Below are 18,796 nucleotides of genomic sequence, written 5' to 3' on the forward strand. Positions count from 1 at the left end.
GTCATATAATGAAGTGAACATCCGCCGGTTAAGGAGCGATAGCAAGTGAAGAGAAGAATTTCTGCCAAAGTACAGCTCATCTATACCGCATTATTCATCCTGATTATCCTGATGACTGTGGCGATCAGCTATATCAGCTCTATCCGCCAGTTAGAAAGGCAGGTGATTGGTTCCAATCAGAATGTGCTGAGCCAGATCAGCAAACGGGTAGACAGCACACTTCAGGAAATCGATTTGACCACCATCAATCTGCTGCGGAGTAATGATACCCGGTCTTTTTTTGAGGACGCCGGCCCGGATTCCGCACAGCATTTGCTGGGCCTCTCTATGCTCCAGGATCAGCTGGGCAACAATCTCGCAGCCAATTTTAATATGAAGGCGATCTATCTGTATTCGGAGAAAAGCGGCAAGCTCCTCTCTGCGTCCGACTATTACCCGCTGGAATCAGCGCCTTCCATGGGCTGGATCAAGTCCTTCACCGGCAGCGGCAAGACCGGCAAATGGAATGCCTCTCCTCCGGCAGCAGAGAGCAGCGATTTTCTGCTTGTCCGCAATTACCCTTTTACCGCCGGACCCAAAGACAGAAGCGGTGTAATGGTCACGCGAATTAATGAAAAGAGTATCTCGAAGATGTTCGGCGATCTGCAATTCAGTGACAGCTACAATGTATTTCTGGTCGACCGGAACGGGAACGTGCTGTCCCATAAGGACCCCAAGCTGATTCATCAGAGCATTCTGGACAACAGCTACGCATCCCGGGTACTTGCACGCGAAGGGCGGGGGTACGTGGTAGAGAAAACGGCCACCGGGAAAAATCTCGTATTCTACGATAACTCTGCGTATACCGGCTGGAAGCTGATTTACATCGTATCCCAGCAGCAGCTCAGTACGCTTTCGCTTACAGTGCGCTATATTCTGATCGCCATGGCCGTGCTGATGGTTGTCATCGCGGTTTCTGCAAGCCGCTTCGTCAATCACCGCTGGTTTGCTCCCATGGAGTTTTTCATTGCAAGGCTGGAAGAGATTACAGTGCGCACGCCATCTGGTTTCCAGAGCGCAACATCCTCACAGGCTCTCTCCTATAATGATCTGCAGAACAGAATAGAGCAGGTATTCACCGGCTATTCCAATGCAGAAAAGAAGCTCCACGAGAGCATTCCGGCGCTGAAGCTGCAGATTATGTTCGATATTCTGACCGGCAACCGGACGAAATTCACCTCCGCTGAGCCCATGCTTAATCATGTGGGCATTGAACTGTATCCGCAGCATTATATCGTCCTCACCATTGAATTCGATAATAAGGCTATGCTGGAGAAGGTTGGAGACATGAATCTGTACCTGTACGCGCTATGTAATGTAGCTGAAGAGATGATCCGCTCCCGGCAGGATAAGGTCAAAGGGGCTGCGATTCAGATGAACGATGATCAGGCGGTAATGATTCTGAGCTTCAGGGATGCAGGTCGTGCGGAGAATACAGCGGAAGCCAGGTCATTCGGAGAGTATTTCATGGCCTATGTTGAGGTGCAGTTCAGACGGACAATTTCTGTCAGCATGGGTGAGTATTACGATCATTTTCAAGATATCCGCAAATCTTATCTGGAGTCGGCAGGGCTGATATCCTGTAAAATTCTCATGGGTCATAATGCGCTCATCACCTCAAACGATGTTGGCGCATGGGACAGCGGCAGGCTGCTTGAGGTCTTTGAATCCGTTGATGCCGTGCAGGAAACGGTCAAGCAGGTGGACGCGGAGAAAACCGGAATCGTGCTGGAGGAGCTGTTCAAACGGGCGGCGCGATGCAATCTGTCCAAAGAGATGATGGTCCAGCTCTGCCTGCAGGTCATTCTGAAAGCGCTGCGGACCGCAGCAGACTCCAGCCTGAATGAACAGTTTCAGACGGAGCATGAAGCGGTGTTCATCCGCCTTCAGCAATGCGAGACATTGTACGAGATGCGGATGGTTCTAAGCTCGCTGATGACTGAACTGATTCAGTCTCTGCAGGAGAAACGGAGCAGTAAGAAAAAAAGCAGCGAGTTGATTGAAAGCGTTCTCTCTTACATTACGGAGCATTACGCCCAGAGTGACATTTCCGTTAATTATCTGGCGGATCGGTACAGCATCAGCCCCAATTATTTAAGCAAGCTGTTCAAGGAATATACCTTCAGCAATTTTGTCGACTATCTGATTGAAGTACGCATGAAGGCCGCCCACCGGCTGCTGCTGGAAACCCCCATGAAGCTGAATGATATTGCCGAGCAGGTCGGCTACACCAACTTCTCCAGCTTTCTGCGCAATTTCAAGAAATACTATGGCATGACGCCGACGGAATACCGGCAGCTGCATTTGAATTCCTGATTGAAACCTCTTTGAAAACACAGAAAGCCGCCCATCCGGCGGCTTTCTGTGCGTATATGTTCTTGTCCGACAATGCTGTTATCTATTTACGGTTCAAATGCGCTCCAGAAAAGGAACAGCCAGCTCAGCAATCCGCTGAAAGCCAGCCTCGTTCGGGTGAAGACCGTCAAGGGTGAAATAATCCAGGGTTAATCGGTCTACAATGCTACCAGTTACGGGTTACGCACAAATCTGACCGCATCGGCAGCAACATATCCGCTTGTTCCGTTATTGCGGATCGTCACACTGCCGGAGGTGCCGGCATTGAAGGTGTACGTTCCGATTAAGTTCCATACCCCGCCGTTTGAGGTCTGGTCTATGGTGAGTGTTGCCGTCCCGCTGGCATGAATGACTTCAATTGGGATCGCAGTGGAGCGGTTAAAATGCTCCGGCCACATCATATAGACGCTATAAGTGGCGGTGACGGGCAACTCGGGTGTATACGCAATACTTTTGCTGCCTTTGCCGCTGTTGTCATCATGTACATAGTTGATTCCGTACCGGTCGGTCTGTACCGCAGAGGTCTTCCAGCTTCCCGTCTTTAGCACACCTGTGGTGTAGCTATTGTCCACAATAACCTCTTCTCCAGGAAGGGTTGGCGGCGTACCGCTGCCCGGTTCAAAAGAGGCCTTGAACGTCTTGCCTTTGGCTGCGTTGACATTGACTGTTAATTTGATGGTCGGGCTGAGCTGCGTCACTGTAATTCCGGGATCTGCAGTATATCCGCTTGCCGAACGGTCCAGTTCAACCTCAATAACACCGTTATTTAACTGTGTCGGATCGCTGACCGATAGTTCCAAAGCGCCCTCTTCGGCTTCTCTGGTCATGACCGATGCTTTCTTGTTCACTGAGATCAGATCGACGGAGCTAGCCCCATCTTCCCAGAAATTCGCCCCAATGATGCCCAGCTTCGTTTCTTTTACCGCTTGAACAGAGGATGTGTTTGTCAGTACTTCAATATCAGGCGCTGCGGCATAAGCAGCCACTTGAGCAGCGGTCTTGCCCGGCAGCAGGACATATTGATATTCCCCGCCACCCGGATTCACGCCATGATTCAGCCATAAGGTCATATAATTACGGGTTATCGGCGTGGACGGGGTTACCGGACGTGGATTGATCTGCTTCCAGTTCCCTGTTCTGGCCTCTCTCTTGGCGGTAAGCGATACATTCTGGGGAAAATAATATCCGGTATCAGCACCGGCTGTGCTGCCGGACAGGTGAGCCCAGTCTACCTGGTCTAGGGTATCCGCCCATCCCACAGCTGAAGGCTGTACTTCGCCATTCACAGTGAGCGTATTGCTGCCCGCCGTGTTCAGCTTCCGGTTCTCCACGATGGTTTCAACGGCAATATTGCCCGTGCTGTTGATGCCTGCACCCAGGGAGACGATTTCGTCGTCAAACATGAACCAGGATTTCCGCGCGCCAAGCGTATGATCCGCATACTGCAAATCCATACCTGAGCTGCCGTATAGGTTCTGAATGCCGGTGCCGCCGGTCCACGTATTTGCACTAGTATGGCTGCTTGACGGGGTCTGGGACAACACGGTTGTTCCCGGCAGGCGGTAATTATCGACGGTTGGCCAGAAATCATCGCTGTATTGTCCGAGATCGCTGTTATACAAGCTAGTCATCCCGGCCGAGGTGTACCAGGCTTTGGCGTTCTCGCTGTTGATCGCTTCAAAGCTGCTGATGCGCTTCGAATACATCGCCAGTCCGATGCTGTAGCCCGGCCGGTGCTGGACTGCGCGGTCCATCGCCGAGAACTGCTTATAGACCTTAAGCTCTTCCGCCGGCTCAATCAACGGGTCCGCGCTTATGCTCTTGGCCAGAACGATGGATGGGATCGGTGCACTGGAATAGAAGGACTTGAAGGTATCCGACATTATCCAGCCCTTAATCATCTGCTTGAAGTCAGCCGCTTGCGCGGGCGGCGCGATCCCCGACAACAGCAGTATACCTTGCATTGCTGTATGTCCCGCGTCATGATCCTGACTGTAGTTTCTGGAGATTTCCCTGCCGCGAACCATATCCATCATGGCGCCTTTGTACATCAGCGGCTGATAGGTATTGTATACCCAATCCCAGACATTAGACTGGTTGGGATCGATGACCTGCCATGTTGAACCGTGGAGCATCCCCATCAGATCGCTTACAGCCAGCAGCAGACTGAGTCCATACCCTCCGGTATAGGGGATATTGCCATGCTGAATGAATGATCCATCACGATAGAAGCCGTCTCCGCTAACCGTGTAATTAAAAATTGAGGAAAGCCCGTCACGCGCAGCGGCAATTTTGGCACCATCTTTGACGAGGATTCCCCGAACGCCTACGACGATCGCTTTCCATGAACGGTTGGCTCCTGTTAAGGTGACGCTTGGCGAGAAACGTTCTACGGCTTTCATATAATTCGTAATTTGAGCCTGACTTAGGGAGTCATACATCAGCACTGCTGTATCGTTCAGCTGCATCGGTATGCCGATCTGCCAATCCCACCAATTGCTGGTTCCGCTGGCGGTCGTAGTTACCGCCTCATGGTATCTGGTTGCATACATATAATCGAGTGCAGCAACGATGTCGGTCTCAAGCTGACTATCCTCGTACAATGCCGAACCGTTGGTGGCATAAGCGAGCGCCATGGTGTACAGACGTTCATAGGTCACCCGGATGTGAATCGAATTCCCAATACCAGGGTTATCGCTCCACAGATAGGTACGGCTGGGCGAGGTATTCATTGTCTGCCAATAGCCGTTCGCTTCGGTAGTCAGCCTGGTAATTGCAGCGGCTATATCGGTATCCGCAGTATTCAGCGAGGCTCCTCCGGTCAGCATAACCCTGCGGTGCTCCCTCATCCCGTCGAATTCATCCGCTGCGCGGGCACGATCCGTACCCGTTATTCCTCCAAAGCCGCTGACAGACAGGAGCAGAATTAACATAATCATGCAGCTTTTCATTAGCAATCTTCTCATCCATAATCCTCCTTTTTCATCCATTGCTTCGTTTGCTTCGTTTTCGTAATCCAAACGCTTTTTTTTCCAGCCATAATTCTTCCGTTCCCGACTCTCATTCTTCTTCCCCCGACTCTAATTCTTCTTTTTCCCGACATAATTCTTCCTTTACCACGCCTTTAATTCCGCCTTACGATGAAGCGCTTACATTTAATAGTATGATATGGAAGGGCCGCTAAAGAAACTACGTGAATTCGAGAAAAGGTATGAAATTTCGAGCGATCTTGAAAGGTTACCTTTCATTTTGGACCATCAGCTAGTCAAACCAAACGGACTGAAAATCCGCTATTTCCACAAATATTCCAATTTTGCTGGCTAAGCGGACTCAGATTCCGTTAATGGGGCTGCCGCAGCCCGTTTCAAGCCCAAATGAACAAGTTAGCGGATTCTCAGTCCGCTTAAGCCCCAGAAAGGGGCTTGGCTGCGAAATAAGGGCTTTTGAGTCCGCTTCACTCTGCTGACGGCACACTCCCCTGATCTTCCAACTGTAGCTTGGCTAGGACTCCTCCATTCATGAGCAAATGGAGAAAATCCAACTATTCCAAGCCATCTGCGCAGACAACTCTGCCAATGTTGTTCCTCATTTCATAGATTCGCTAGGGCCCAAGCTCAACGTGAAACGAGGCTCCCCCGGCACCATCCGGGTCAAACCACAGTCTCACCTTCCCGGGTTCAATGTGTTCTACCGTTATCCGGTCTGACTTGTTCATCACTCGGGTAACAGAGTGATTGAATTCAATCCCGATTTCGATCAGACTGTGCTGCCTTTGTGTCGGATCGGCTATAGCCAGGCTCCAGCCTGCCGGATTCCTTTGCAGCACAATGGAGGCCTGACTGCTGCAAGCAATCCCCCCACTTGTATACCAGCCGGTCTTCCAGAAATGGGCTGCTGTAATTCCCAGTTCCGAATCTTCAACCGCATGCACCTGAGCATTCAATTCCAGGATTCTCACCCTTGGTTCCTCAGCAAAACAAGCAGTCTCTTGCTCACTGTAGCCAGGCAGAAGCACATATGCATAGGTATCTCCCGCCGGGGCTTCGCCATGATCGAACCACAACATCTGATAGAACCGTTCCATCTTCTCAGGTGAACCGGCATCGTTGATTTCCTTCCAGGTCCCTTGCCGCTGTTCACGCATGGCATGTACACAGCATTGCTCAGGAAAGAAGAAGCCCACATCTGCTCCCCGCTCACTGCCCGCCATATGAATCCATTTGGGGTTAAGGGTCTCTATCTCGCCAGATCCAGGCTTCCGGCAGATCCTTGTTCCGTCTGCTGTAATCGCATGTTCTCCCAACGGGCTCAATTTCCGGTTGTCTATAATCGTTTCCACTTTAGCGGAATTACGGCTCGTAATATCCGTTCCTAAGGCGATAATATGGTTTCCGAACAAAAACCAGCTTTTGAGCGCTGTCAGTCCATCGGCCTCGTTAACTACATCCTCCAATTCCATGACGATGGCGCCGCACTGGTTATGAAGTACGGCCCCGCCGACAAAAGACTTGGTGCTTAAACGGCCTTGCCCGGCTCCGTCTTCCTTCCGCATATTAGTTACTGTAGTTCCGGGCAGGCGGCAGGGATCAACCGTCGGCCAGTAAGCATCGGCATATTGCCCCAAGTCACTATTATACAGCTGGCACATGCCATACGAAGTATACCAGCCCTTTAGATTTTCCCCATTGATAGATTCATAGCTATAGATCCGGCTGGAGAACATACTAATGGAGTAAGCAAAACCCGGACCCTGCAGCACCACCCGGTCCATATGCGCAAACAGCTTGCAGAAGGCTTCTTCCCGGGCAGGCTGCACGAGTTCATTGTCCAGCAGAGCTCTGGCTTGTGCGGCAGTATCTGGCGGTGCACCGGCTGTATAGGATTTATACGTGTCAGCCACAATCCACCCTTTCACTCTGGAGAGCAGCCGTACCTGCTCTACTTCATCCAGTATGCGCGAGAAGCGTAAGCAGGAGGTGATCACCGAATGTCCGCTCTCATGATTCTGCGAATCTGCCCGCGAGATTTCCCTGCCGCTGGCCATATCCAGCATAGATCCCCGGAACATAAGGGGCACAAATGAAGCTTCAATCCACTTGGCTGTCAAATCGCGGGCTTCACCCGGAAATTCCCAAGGAGTATCATGTAGCCACACCATCAGGCGGACCACATCCTGCAGCAGTGAGACCCCATATCCGCCGGTGTACGCGTATTTATCATGCTGAATAAAGGAGCCGTCCTCATAGAAGCCGTCCCCTTCGCTAGCATTCTTGAATACCGGAAGCAGCGCACTAAGGGCGGCGGACAGCTTCTGCCCGTCGCCCTGAATAACGGCAGCAAGAGCAACTGCCGTAGACTTCCAGACCAGATTCGCTCCGGTGGACGGCGGAGCCTTAGCCACGAACCACTGTGCATGAAACGCCGGATCGCCCACATATTTGTCTATGGTGAGGAGCAGCCGCTCTATAAGTTCTGTATCCAGCAGCTGCTCCATGAGCAGCAGTGTTTCCAGCAGCGCAATCGACACGCCAATCTCCCAATACCACCAGTTTCCATAGGGACGGAAGCTTTCGTTGTATCTCTGTGCATTTAGCCATTCCAATCCATAGATCACCTGCTGCCTTAATGTAGAGTCCAGATAACAAGGAGACCGTGATGACTTCAAAGCGATTGCCATCCCTCTTAATCTGCCGATGATCATAAACACATCCGAAGCGTTCTCAGCATAAGGAACATCAGCCCATATCAACACCTGGTGATAGAGCATCGTCTCCTGATCATGCCTGACACTTTGCAGCGATTCATGACTCAGCGTATCTCCCGAGATATATTGCAGCCATTTGTTTTTCAGAATCTGCATGCGTATTCTCTCCTTGAGCCAGCGCCTACCATGATGTTTGTTTGCCTTGCTCCCGTTCCGTGAGCGGAGAAGGTGGAATCATGCTTCCCCACTCTCCGGCTTCAGAACCAAGCTCCAGCAGAAGCGTGCCTCCTCCGGCGATTTCTTCATGGCGGACCCAGGCACGGTTCAATTCCATACCGTTGATTGAAGCAGACCTTATATACCGGTTGCCGGACCCGCTGCATTCACCCTGAGTCTCGATCGTCAAAGGAACGGGAGTCTCCTTCGCTCCCAACAGCAGGGTTACCTTATTGAAAAACGGTGGAACGAGGAAATAGATGTCCTGACCCATCAAAGGGTACAACCCCATAGCTGAACAGATGAAAAAGGCACTCTGACAGCCCATATCTTCGTTATCACCCAATCCGTCACGTTCAGCCCTGAAGTATGTCTCCAGACATTCCCGGACCCGGTCAGCCGCCCGGTCGGGTCTTCCCGCATAAATATATAAATAAGGAATATGCAGCATCGTTTCTTTGGAGTTATAGAATCCGCCGTCAAAAAAACGGTCTAAATGCCTGATAAAAGCTTCTCTCCCCCCATGCCGTTCGACCAGTCCATGAAAGTCATGATGCGTGCTGAACGACCATTGCAGGCTGGTTCCTTCGTAGAAGTAAGGATCATTCCATGAATCCGGCAGGCAGGATGTGGGGTCAAAGGACCTTGCCCATTCCCCGTCCGGAAGCCGGGGCGCGAAGCATTTGAGATCCTCCCTCCATAAATTCCATAGCTTCTCCGAGCTTTGATAATACTCTTCGGCTGTCTTATCCTGACCGAGAACCTCAGCTAACCGGCCGATACACCAGTCCTGATAGGTATACTCCATATGACGGGATACACAGTTCTTCTTCACATCCGTCGACAAGTACCCCAGGGAATGATAATCCTTCAGGTGACGGCCATAGAGCCAGGTGTCCGGGGACGTAACCTCATTATTCTTGCGCATTTGCTTCAGGGCTTTGGCATAGTCGATTCCCTCAAGCTTCTTAAGCGCCGCTTCACAGAACAGCACATCTGCGGAGCTTCCTCCTTGAATCATCGCGCTATGTCCCATAATCCAGGCGTCCGGCAGCCAGCCGGTATGATCCGCGATATCCAGCAGACAATTGAGGATATCCGCTTCAAGCTGCGGGTCGAGCAGTGTAATCAACGAGTTGGCATTTCGGACGCTGTCCCACAGTGCATACAGATCAGTGAAGTGCCGGACCCCGGATTCCCAGGCGAAGTTCTCATCGTCTACACCCAAGTCACTCGGCATACAGAACAGCCGGGTCATCAGGGTATAGAACAGCCGTGTATGCTCCTCGCTCCCCCCTTCCACCGTGACTCTGCTTAGTTTATCCTCCCAGATGCTACTGGCCGCTTGCCGGATTTCATTGAATCCGGCAGACGCCTCCCGGTCCACACTGGCTCTGGCCTTGCCGACACTTACATAAGAAATACCCGTCTTCGCCACCAGAACTCCGCAGTCACCGAAGCTAAGGGAAGCCTTACAATTCGGGCCATCTACAGACGGGCTACGCCGTACTCCGCCGGCGTCTGCCAGCAGGCTGCTCTTCATCGGCTGATCGAAGCGGATATAGAAGTACACGGAATAAGGGAACTCATGCCCCCAGCCCCCGCGTAGATCAGAACGGCCTGCAATCTCGTACTCCGATATCACTTCAAGGTAACCGCCCGTGGAGACGCCGGTAGTCTTCCCCGGCTCATCTCCGCCTACCTGAATGACTGCTCCTGCATCAATCAGCAGGTTGGCAGCGTCCCCTGCCCTGAAGCGGTAACGATGGATGCCTGTGCGCGCTGTGCTGGTCAATTCAGCCTGTATGGCAGCGGGCATTAATCGCACGCTGTAATATCCTGCTTCGGCCTGCTCATTCTCCTTAAGGTAAGGATCAATATGGAACCGCTGCATGCCGGTATAAGGGGTGAAGCCCACATTGCCGTAACGGCCTCCGCCCCCTGTTCCGCTGACATGCGTATGGCTGAATCGGATAATCGGCCTCGAACTGTCATAGCCGTGGGATAGCTGCGGCGGCAGCGTATCCGGGCCAAGCCTTACGATGCTGCCAGGCAGATAAGGCCCGCACAAGCAATTGTTTTCCCCATCCACGCCTATAAACGGATCGACGTAATCCACTCTTCTTCTCATCAACGTTGTACCTCCTTCATTGCTGGTAAAGCCTTCCCTCTACCAAAAGATTTCGCTCTCTCCCTTTAACTTCAGCAAGGCTTCCAGAAAGAAAAAGTCGCCGTAGATGATAGGCACCTCTACTTCGGCATTGGACGGGAAGCTGCCGGTCCCCTTAGTAATCAACGCTTCTTCCGCCGGGTCCTCCGGCGTGTAATGACGGAACAGCGATTCCGTTATTGCCGCGCCGAGCTTCCGGTAGCGCGCTGCTTCTTCACCTTCCAGCAGATAGGCAATTTCCAGCATTCCGCTGGCTGCGCAGGCCGCAGCTGTTGAATCTTTGGCCCATAGCTGTTCGGCAGGCGCCCGGAAATCCCACGGAGGCACAAGATCCTCCGGCAATTGTGCGGCGAAATAATCCGAAGCCGCTTTGGCCGCATCCAGAAACCGGATGTCGCGCGTATAGCGGTACCCTATAGCGAATCCGTAAATCGCCCAGGCCGATCCGCGGGACCAGGCGGAATCCGGACTATACCCTTGTCCGCCAAGCGCTTCTATCCGCTCTCCCGTTCCGGGATCGAAGCGGACGATATGGTGCACCGAGCCATCCTGACGGATGAATTCGCGGAGCGCCATCTCAGAATGTGCAGCGGCTATATGCCGGTACCGCGGGTCCTTAAGCTCTTCGCTGGCCCAGTACAGTAAACCAAGATTCATCATGCAATCTATAATAGCCAGGCCTTCACTGCCTTCATACAGCCAGGCACGGATGAATTGCCCTTTAAGATTAAAGCGGCTGGCTAAATGGCTGGCAGCGATCAGCCCTCTTCTTCTGGACTGCATATTGCCGGTGAGCTTGTAGTCGGCCACCGCTGACAGACTCCAGAGGAATCCGTTATCATGATGGAGCTGTTCGTATTCCTGAAGAGGCGCATCCAGCTGCTCTTCACAGTTCTCGGCGATCCTCCGGTATTCCTCATCGCCGGTAGCACGATAAGCCAGCCACAGGATACCGGGCCAGAACCCGTTGGTCCAGCAATCGGGGTCACGCGCATCATATTTTCCGCCGTAAGAGGCATTGGGGAAGGTTGCTCCGATTCTGTAGCGCGTGTTGCTTAATTTGCCCAGGGAATAATCCCAGGCCTCATTGATCCAAGTCTCCATCGTGTATGTCTCCTTTTCTCTTGTACATTTAAATGGCAGGACGCCCTGAAACAACAGACCTCCTGCCATGCTTCAATCCGTTAATTATTGAGCTGCTTTCCAGGCATCAATTTGGGTCTGCAATTCTGTTTGGACCTTCTCAATGCCGGCCTTCTTTAATTTCTCATTTCTTTCCTCAAGCATTTTGGCAGGGTCAGGAATTGCCCCCGTGCTTGCGGCCCGGTACTCGCCAATGACCGAGGTGAGCTGAGTAATCTCGTTTTTGACGGACGACTCATCGAATACGAACCCTAACAGCGGTGAACGTTTGGCCTCATTGTTGAATTCCTTCCAGCTTGAATACAAATCATCAGGCTGACCCGGCTTGAGATAATTGATGAGCTGATTACCGATCACCCAGAACAAGGCGCTGGTGCCATATCCGGAATCGGCAATCGGCTCGATGCGGTTCTCGCTAATCTTCTTATAGTGGGTGCCTTCAATTCCGTTAACGAACAGATTCACGGCGTAAGGATCGGTATGCAGCGCATTTAATACCATCATGGCCCGCTCAGGATCTTTGGAGGTGCGGGAGATGGAGAACATCGATCCGGCGGCAAGGTCCGTGGTTACAATAGGCTCTTCAATAACCTTAGAGACGAAATCATATTTATTGTCGGTGGCAATTTTCAGTTCAATATCAGCCCCCGGCTTCCAGACGGCCTGCTGCATCCAGATTTTACCCTGTTTTCTTAAATCACCGATGTCAGTCGTTGTTGTAGCTGCATCGCTATTGATGTAGCCCTTCTCATAGTAGCTGCGGTTCAGCTCATACTCCGCTTTGGCAATCGATGAGATTTCCGGATCAACAACCGACTTTATCTGGATGTTATCTGTATTCGTATAGTCATATAAGAACAAAGGAATCTTGTTAGGCGTCGGCCCGATAACGCGGAAGTTCGAGCGGGTCTCATACATCATGCCTTCACCCGACTCCTTAATGAAATCCAGAATCAATTCCGGCTCTTTCTCCTTCAGCAGATTGAACCAGGGTTCAAAGTCTGACATCGTCTTAATATCCTCAATAGGGATACTATATTTGTCGACTATATCTTTCCGGTAAGTGTAGGCCTTGCCCTGGGTAATCTCTTTGTTTGTGGGAATCCCATACAGCTTCCCTTTGTAGCGCGGAGCCTCCAGGTAGATCGGATTCAGGTTCTCTGAGATGCCCTGCCCGTATTTGGCCAGCAGATCATCCAGATCCAGGAAGGCGCCCTTAGAGACGTTGCCGAAGAAATTAAGCCATGAGGCTGTGAATACAAGATCCATCGGCTCACCGGCATTTAACATCAGCTCGGTCTTCTGCTTGTATTCGCTGGAGGCGATCGGCTGAAGATCAACAGTGGCATTGAATTTCTCTTTGAAATATTCACTGAGCTTGGCTTCGACCAGCGCATCATCCCGCTGCGGCGCACCGAAGTAGATAATTGACACCTCGTAAGGCTTCAGTGATTCCGGACTGTCAGCAGGCGCCGCAGTACTCGTGCTCTCCGTGCCTTTTGATGCTGCCGGTTCGGAAGTACCCCCGTTATTACCGCCAGAGCATGCCTGTAAGGATAACGCAAGAACCAGAACAATCGCTGTGAATAGCGGTTTACGTCCTTTTACCTTTTTCATATTAACCCTCCCTAGATTATTAAGCTTATATATAGAACGGCAGACAGAATATGCTGCTTGCCGGTTCCACCGCTGCTTTAGCCCTTAACAGCCCCTACTGTGAGGCCTTTGACAAAATATTTCTGAAAGAAAGGATACGCGATCAGAATCGGCCCCATCCCAATGACAGCCATGGCCATCTGCAAGGATTCATTCGGCAGGTTCTTCATCATCGTTGGATTCTGGGCAGCCAGCTCCACATTATTGCGCAGATACTGCACATCATTGAGGACACGCATCATCAAATACTGGAGCGGATATTTGTCCTCACTGCTGACATACAGCAGCGCATTGAACCAGTCGTTCCAATAACCGATTGTGCTGAACAAGGCCATGGTTGCCAGGACAGGCAACGAGAGCGGCAGAACGATCCGCAGGAAGATTCTAAGCTCACCCGCACCGTCAATTCTTGCCGATTCAATCACTGCAGGATGAATGGTCGTCTGGAAAAAGGTCCGCATAATGATTACGTTGAATGGCACAATCAGCATGGGCAGGATCAGCGCCATATAGGAATCCTTGATATGCAGCACCTGTGTGTAAATTAGATATCTGCTGACCATCCCGCCATTAAACAACATCGTGAAGAACAAAAAGAACGTAAATGCATTACGGAACGGATAATCCGCACGTGAAATGGGATAGGCATACAGTGCCATGAGTAGCACACTGAGCGCTGTGCCAAGAATGGTTATGGTGAAGCTCACCCGGTAGCCCGACACAATCGTCTGAAAATCCTTAAAGATGGATTCGTAGGCAATCAACGACCATTTATCCGGAACAAAGCTGTATCCCTGAGTCAGAATGGACTGTCCGTCTGTGAAGGATACAATAATGACTAGCAGAACAGGCAAAAAGCAGATTAATGAGAGGATTACAAAAGCAATGTTTAAAATTAAACTGGAAGCTACAGAAATTCCGCCGATGCGGCTGCCGGAGTCGTTGGCCATGATTGTTCTCCTTTATTTAGAATAATGCCTGTTCCCGGTCAATTTGTCTGACCGCGCTATTGGTTGCGATCACCATGATAAACCCAACCACCGATTGAACAAGCGCCGTGGCCGAGGACATCCCGATATCATTTAATTGCATCAAGGCCCGGTATACATACGTATCCACGGTATCCGTAACCGGATACAATGCCCCTGAGTTCATGGGCACCTGGAAGAACAGCCCGAAGTCTGAACTGAAGATACTTCCCATCGACAGAATCGTCATAATAATAATGACCGGCCGGATAAAAGGAATCGTAATGTTCGTAATCTGCTTCCACTTGGAAGCCCCGTCGATGAGAGCAGCCTCATAGTATTCGGGGTCAATTCCGGCGATCGCCGCAATGTAGATTACAGCACCGAAGCCGGCATGCTTCCAGGCGTTCACAAACACCAGGATATAAGGCCAGTATTCCTTCTCCGAATACCAGAACACCGCATCCTGCCCGAAGGCTTTGAGGACGGTGGCATTAATGAAGCCATGATCCGGCTGCAGGAAAGCGTATACGAGATAACTCACTACGACCATCGACAGGAAGTGCGGCAGGATAATGAAGCTTTGGTAAGCTTTTGCCAGAAACCGCCTCCGGATCTCATTGATGGCCACCGCAATCGATACTGACAGCACCAAGTTCAGCATCATAAAGGTTAAGCTGTACAGGAGCGTGTTTCTTACAATTCTCCACATATCCCCCGAGGAGAACAGGAATTTGAAATTATCGAACCCTACCCATGGACTCCCCCAAATTCCGTCAATGTAATTCACATTCTTGAACGCAATGAATATACCGAACATCGGCAGATAGCTGTGCGCCAGAAGGACAAGAACTGCCGGCAGCATCATTAGTGTCAGCGCCTTGTACTTCCACATGGCATGGATAAATCTTGAGAATTTAGTAGGCCTAGTCATGTCCATTACTCCTTTCATGGACTTATTATAGAACCATCTCTACACGGCTACGATGATGCATTCCTGTAAAAATGTGATCTTTTAAACGCCCATAGCCGTTAGTACCTCATTCGGGCCTGCGCAAAGGCAGGGTAATGATTGCCCGTGTCCACCCCTCTCCGCTTCGTTCATAGGTTAAGCCATACGCCTCGCCGTAATGGAGCTGGACCCGCTGATGCACATTTCTGATTCCGTAGCCCTTCGGACTATGCTCTTCCTGCATAATGGCGGAGAGTTCATCCGGATCTACAGGCAGATGCCCGTTGTCCTCTACGATGAAGCGGAGGGTATCTTCACTTTGAACGGCAGATACCCGTATCTCGCCTTCCCCATCCATTCCGCGCACGCCATGAATAATGGCATTTTCTATCAGTGGCTGAATAATGACTTTGGGAGTTTCATAGCCTCTCAATGTTTCATCAATCTGCCAGCAAACCTCGAAGGTGTCAGGGTAGCGTTTCTCTTGCAGCCGTGTATAGGCCTGGGCATGCTCCAGCTCTTCCCCGGCTGTAATCATTTTCCGACCTTTACTGAGGCCGATACGCAGCAGCATGGACAAGTCACGGACCATTTCACCAACCTCGGTATTTCCGCTATCCAGCGCGTACCAGTAAATCGAGTCCAAGGTATTGTACAGATAATGGGGGGTGATCTGGGATTGGAGCATCAGCAGCTCATACTCTTTCTGTTTCAGCTGCATCACGTAATTTTCTTCAATCGAATAATCCAGCCTTTTGGTCATTTTCACAAATGATCCATATAGAATGCCGAATTCATCATGCCTGAGCGGCTCCTCCGTCCATGACAGCGTTTTGCCGGGTTCATAAATTTTCATTACCGAGACAAGCTTCACTACGGGTTTGACGACAAGCCGTACTAAATAGAGAACGAACGTGAGGACAAACGCTAAAAAAACGACGGAGATAATGACGAGCATATTTTGCAGCCAGATTTGCTTACCGGTAATGGACGCTAAGGGGATTTTGTACAATAATCTGGTGTGGAATTTCGGGCTGTCCGAATAGGCATAGAGCCACTCTTCCCCTCCTTCTTCAGCGAAGGTGAAGCCGTAAGGCGCCGCAGGTCCGATATTCCTGTCAATCTCAGATAGTGAAATGCTGCCTGAACCGGCTGTCATTAGCAGCTCATCCTTGTCATTGAATAAGAAGATACCCGCAGTAGACGGTACCTCAACTGCAACCATGTCCCGGGTTAAAAGCACCTCTACCTTGTTGACCACCAGCAGGCCGATTGCCTCATTATAGTCCCGGGGATTGAGAATACTGCGCATGAACGAGATTGTTTGCTCACCGGTCTCTGTATGCGTAATGCGCAGTGCCCCGCCACCGCTGTCATCCATGTTGCTTACCATAGCGTCAGGCAATCCGCCTTTGTCTTTATCCAAATATTTAAATCCCTTCGTCTTATGGGAAAGATCAAAAGGCGTATCTCTAGACTCAATATTTCTCATATAAATTGCATATTCTGTGCCCCCGGTAGACCAGCTCTCCAGAATATTATCGGCCTGCTGGATTTCATTCAGCGTGTCTATTCCGGTCCAGAAGCTGTACCCCGCCGGATTACTGAAAAAATGATTATCCAGCAGTGTGATCGTCCTGTCATTGATCGCGGATATGGTTTTGTCGATCGTCACATGATTTTGTTTAACCAGCTGTAGTGTAGTACTGCCTACTTCTTCCTTGATGGTGTCTACAGCCACGTAAGCTGAAATCCAGCCCACGACTATAAAAGGCAAAACAATCAATACGAGGAATGCCAGGGTGACTTTATGCTTCAGCTTCAGTTTCGGTTTCAGTCCGGTTCCCTCCTCTGGCTTGCTTACGGAATTCTGCCGGTGTGAGCCCCAGCATTCTCTTGAACATCCGGCTGAAGTGCTCAGGCGACTCATACCCTACCGCAAAAGCGATTTCATACCGTTTCTTGTCCGTGGTAATCATCAGCCGGCGGGCCTCTTCCATTCTTAGTGCCGTCACATAATCCCAAAGGTTGGTTTTCATATCACGTTTGAAAATATAACCCAGATGGGCTGCACTGAAATGAACCTCCTCGGAAATATCCTGGATTTTCAGCGCCGGGTTACGGTAATTTTTCTGGATGTAGCTGGTAATCCGCGAGATCACGTTCTGATCTCTGGCCTTAGAGAGCTGCTGCAAAAAAGCAACCGAATCTTCAATATACCGGTGCAGCCGTTCCAGCTTCTGCTGTCCGCTAAGTCCCTGGAACACCCTATCCGGGTTGAAATCATAGAGGGAAGCCCCGTTCCCCTGTCCGTATTCGACCAGCAGTCCGTAAATCCGGTAAATCAGCATCCCGCAATAGCTGTTCGTGACTTCCTGCGACAGTTCAGACACCGGCAGCTGGCCAAGGATGCTTTGCGGATTCAAGTCCCCGGAGGATTCTACCGCTGATTTCATCTGCTCCATGAATTCACTGACCTTATTCATCCAGACCACCATACTCAGGTTATCCTGCACGGCTATATCGTGATAATAGAAGACTCTTTGTCCGGGATGGACTTTGGTCCACTCCGCCGCAGTGTCTGCTTCTTCCATCAGCTTGGGGAGCATCAACACATCCCCGCCTAAAGTGCTAAGGCCTATCGTTGCCTTCACATTCAGATACTGCTTCATATTCATGGCGATCATCTGCCCGATCATATGGATCTGCGAATGAACCCTAACCTGGGGATCGCCCATTTCTTCGGCAGACAACTGGATAATGCTGATGATGGAATGGCCGAAACCGTTGAAGGTCAAACCATTCCACTCCAATAAGGTTTCATTCATAATATTGATAGCCGCATATTTCAATAGTTTGCGGTCATGGAGCGTGACCTTCTGACGGCTGAAGCCGGCCTGGCTAAAATCAATGCGGCTGGAGATCACACCGAAGAATTGTCCTTGTAAAAGCTCTCCCAGCTCACCGGTCACATCTTCGATATCCTCCCGGGTCAGATTCCGTTCTGTAACCAGCTCCATCAGCCACTCATTACGCCTGGATTGCTCCTGTATCTGCCTGCTTTCCGCTACCGGGCTCTTGCCCGTAAGCTCTTTCTGGGTTAAGGCTTTGCGGACCACACGAAGCAGCTCTGTTCGCTCTACCGGCTTCACCAGATAATCCTTTGCCCCCAGCCGGAGCGATTTCTTGGCGAAATCAAACTTCTCATGGGCGGAAATGACAATCACCGGGACATTCCACTGCTCCATATAGATATTTTCCATTAATTCAATACCGCTCATCCGGCCCATCTGTATATCGGTAAGCACCAGATCAAAGCTGTCCATGCGCAAATAATCAATCGCTTCAAATCCATTGATAGCTGTTTCTACATAAGTAATGTTCATATCCGAAGCGAGCAGGAAATTTTTGATTCCCGCACTCACTCTCGGCTCATCGTCTACCACGAGAATTTTATACATGATGCTCCCCCTTTTGTATCACAGTACACTCGCTGCAAATTACGGTAGATGATCTATTTCATCTTTTGTGTGATCTATATCAGGATTGTTGACCGTCAGGCTTTGAAGGAACTCTGTTTCATAGGTTCGAAG

Annotated in this window: 10 protein-coding genes; 1 reads left to right on the top strand and 9 read right to left on the bottom strand. The window is 50.7% G+C overall.

Going from position 1 to position 18,796, the window contains the following annotated elements; genetic code table 11:
* Positions 1-45 precede the first annotated feature (45 nt).
* Positions 46-2,355: a helix-turn-helix domain-containing protein gene (locus MKZ24_RS20990; RefSeq protein WP_340786016.1), complete on the top strand. Its 2,310-nt coding sequence runs from the start codon at positions 46-48 to the stop codon at positions 2,353-2,355.
* Between the two features lie 212 nt (positions 2,356-2,567).
* On the opposite strand, the gene MKZ24_RS20995 is transcribed toward MKZ24_RS20990, so the two are convergent.
* From MKZ24_RS20995 to MKZ24_RS21035, 9 genes are all read right to left on the bottom strand, one after another.
* Positions 2,568-5,360 carry a polysaccharide lyase family 8 super-sandwich domain-containing protein gene (locus tag MKZ24_RS20995; RefSeq protein ID WP_340786019.1) on the bottom strand — a complete coding sequence of 931 codons (2,793 nt, stop codon included), beginning with the start codon at positions 5,358-5,360 and terminating at the stop codon, positions 2,568-2,570.
* A gap of 635 nt (positions 5,361-5,995) precedes the next feature.
* Complete coding sequence (locus tag MKZ24_RS21000; protein ID WP_340786021.1) at positions 5,996-8,254, bottom strand: polysaccharide lyase 8 family protein; 2,259 nt, start codon at positions 8,252-8,254, stop codon at positions 5,996-5,998.
* A 25-nt stretch (positions 8,255-8,279) separates the two neighbouring features.
* A complete protein-coding gene (locus tag MKZ24_RS21005) occupies positions 8,280-10,445 on the bottom strand; it encodes a GH92 family glycosyl hydrolase (RefSeq protein WP_042236536.1) in 2,166 nt (721 codons plus the stop codon).
* A gap of 39 nt (positions 10,446-10,484) precedes the next feature.
* Positions 10,485-11,588 (bottom strand): glycoside hydrolase family 88 protein, encoded by a 1,104-nt coding sequence (locus MKZ24_RS21010; protein WP_340786024.1) that lies wholly within the window; start codon positions 11,586-11,588, stop codon positions 10,485-10,487.
* 84 nt (positions 11,589-11,672) lie between these two features.
* Positions 11,673-13,244 (bottom strand): ABC transporter substrate-binding protein, encoded by a 1,572-nt coding sequence (locus MKZ24_RS21015; protein ID WP_340786027.1) that lies wholly within the window; start codon positions 13,242-13,244, stop codon positions 11,673-11,675.
* 77 nt (positions 13,245-13,321) lie between these two features.
* Positions 13,322-14,233 (bottom strand): carbohydrate ABC transporter permease, encoded by a 912-nt coding sequence (locus MKZ24_RS21020; RefSeq protein WP_042236530.1) that lies wholly within the window; start codon positions 14,231-14,233, stop codon positions 13,322-13,324.
* A 16-nt stretch (positions 14,234-14,249) separates the two neighbouring features.
* Positions 14,250-15,185 (bottom strand): ABC transporter permease, encoded by a 936-nt coding sequence (locus MKZ24_RS21025; protein WP_340786032.1) that lies wholly within the window; start codon positions 15,183-15,185, stop codon positions 14,250-14,252.
* A gap of 106 nt (positions 15,186-15,291) precedes the next feature.
* On the bottom strand, positions 15,292-17,124 hold the full coding sequence (locus tag MKZ24_RS21030; RefSeq protein ID WP_340790198.1) for a sensor histidine kinase: 1,833 nt from the start codon (positions 17,122-17,124) through the stop codon (positions 15,292-15,294).
* Positions 17,012-18,664 (bottom strand): response regulator transcription factor, encoded by a 1,653-nt coding sequence (locus tag MKZ24_RS21035; RefSeq protein ID WP_340786035.1) that lies wholly within the window; start codon positions 18,662-18,664, stop codon positions 17,012-17,014. The genes MKZ24_RS21030 and MKZ24_RS21035 overlap by 113 nt, the downstream gene beginning before the upstream one ends.
* Positions 18,665-18,796: the final 132 nt, after the last annotated feature.

The organism is Paenibacillus sp. FSL R7-0297, from assembly GCF_038009025.1.
Taxonomy (GTDB): domain Bacteria; phylum Bacillota; class Bacilli; order Paenibacillales; family Paenibacillaceae; genus Paenibacillus_AQ.

Excerpts from the sequence above, each read along its gene's own strand:
- MKZ24_RS21010 (WP_340786024.1), bottom strand. The coding sequence starts at position 11,588 with ATGGAGACTTGGATCAATGAGGCCTGGGATTATTCCCTGGGCAAATTA.
- MKZ24_RS21035 (WP_340786035.1), bottom strand. The coding sequence starts at position 18,664 with ATGTATAAAATTCTCGTGGTAGACGATGAGCCGAGAGTGAGTGCGGGA.
- MKZ24_RS21025 (WP_340786032.1), bottom strand. The coding sequence starts at position 15,185 with ATGACTAGGCCTACTAAATTCTCAAGATTTATCCATGCCATGTGGAAG.
- MKZ24_RS21020 (WP_042236530.1), bottom strand. The coding sequence starts at position 14,233 with ATGGCCAACGACTCCGGCAGCCGCATCGGCGGAATTTCTGTAGCTTCC.
- MKZ24_RS21000 (WP_340786021.1), bottom strand. The coding sequence starts at position 8,254 with ATGCAGATTCTGAAAAACAAATGGCTGCAATATATCTCGGGAGATACG.
- MKZ24_RS21015 (WP_340786027.1), bottom strand. The coding sequence starts at position 13,244 with ATGAAAAAGGTAAAAGGACGTAAACCGCTATTCACAGCGATTGTTCTG.
- MKZ24_RS21005 (WP_042236536.1), bottom strand. The coding sequence starts at position 10,445 with ATGAGAAGAAGAGTGGATTACGTCGATCCGTTTATAGGCGTGGATGGG.
- MKZ24_RS20995 (WP_340786019.1), bottom strand. The coding sequence starts at position 5,360 with ATGAGAAGATTGCTAATGAAAAGCTGCATGATTATGTTAATTCTGCTC.